Annotated in this window: 1 protein-coding gene and 1 pseudogene; both read right to left on the bottom strand. The window is 60.7% G+C overall.

Annotated elements, in window-relative coordinates; translation table 11 throughout:
- On the bottom strand, positions 1-758 hold a 758-nt coding region (locus tag A2I95_RS38620), incomplete at its 3' end, for an ABC transporter permease (RefSeq protein WP_291737682.1).
- Positions 755-1,288: pseudogene (locus A2I95_RS38615) on the bottom strand (ABC transporter permease); the annotation flags it as partial. The pseudogene A2I95_RS38615 and the gene A2I95_RS38620, both read right to left, overlap by 4 nt.
- Positions 1,289-1,337: the final 49 nt, after the last annotated feature.

Genomic DNA, 1,337 nt, shown 5'->3' with positions numbered 1-1,337 from the left:
TTGACCGAGATTGCCAGGGTGGCGATGGCAAAGGCCGGGATCAGGGCCGCAGGAATGCCGTAGACAATGCCGTCCTTGTTTTCTTTCACGATGCCGCCCCAGTCAGCCGCGGGCGGCTGAACGCCGAGACCCAGGAAGGACAGGGTGGAGACGAACAGCACCGCAAAGATGAACCGCAGGCCCATTTCGGCCACCAGCGGTGACAGCGCGTTGGGCAGGATTTCGCGGAAGATGATCCAGGAGGTCTTCTCGCCTCGTAGACGCGCGGCCTCGACGTAGTCCATCACCTCGATGTCGACCGCAACCGCGCGCGCCAGCCGGTAAACCCGGGTCGAGTCCAGCAGGCCCATCACCACGATCAGGGTGGGAATGGTCACCGGCATGACCGACAGCACCACGAGCGCAAAGATCAGCGTCGGGATCGACATGAGCAGGTCGACAAACCGCGACATCGCCTGATCCAGCCAGCCGCCGGCCTCGGCGGCGATAAAGCCCAGAATGGAGCCGGTGGTGAAAGACAGCATGGTTGCTGCGGTGGCAATGAAGATCGTGGTCTGGCCGCCGTAGATCATCCGGGTCAGCAGATCGCGGCCGATGTTGTCGGTGCCCAGCAGAAAGTCGGCGCTGGCAGGTTCCCAGACGTCACCGACCACTTCGCCCACCCCGTAAGGGGCCAGCAGCGGCGCAAAGATCGCGCCGAGAAAGTACAGGGCCGTGAAGAACAGCCCGATGAGTGCGGAAATGGGGATATTCTTCATTTCGGATGCCTCAGACGCGGGTTGCTCAGAATTGCGACGATATCGGCAATCATGTTGAGGCCGATATAGACAGCGGCAAAGATCAGGCCGCAGGCCTGCACCACAGGCACGTCCCGCTTGGACACATGGTCCACCAGATACTGGCCCATGCCGGGGTAGACAAACACCACCTCGATCACCACGACGCCGACCACCAGATAGGCGAGATTCAGCATCACCACGTTGACGATAGGGGCAATCGCGTTGGGGAAGGCATGGCGGTAGATCACCTGAAAGGCATTGAGGCCCTTCAGCTCGGCGGTCTCAATATAGGCCGACTGCATCACGTTCAGGATCGCCGCACGGGTCATGCGCATCATATGCGCCAGAACCACCAGGGTCAGCACGGCGATGGGCAGGGCGATGGCGTTGAGCTTTTCGAACAGGCTCATGTTGTCGTTGATCATCGCCACCGACGGGAACCAGCGCAGCTGCACCGCGATGAGATACATCAGCACGTAGCCGATCAGAAATTCGGGAATGGAGATCGAGGTGGTGTTTGTCTACCCCGGCATGGGCCAGTATCTGGTGGACCATGTG

The organism is Leisingera sp. F5 (genome assembly GCF_001593695.1).
Note: the sequence above shows the minus strand (reverse complement) of the source record. Positions and strands in the feature narration are given on the sequence as shown.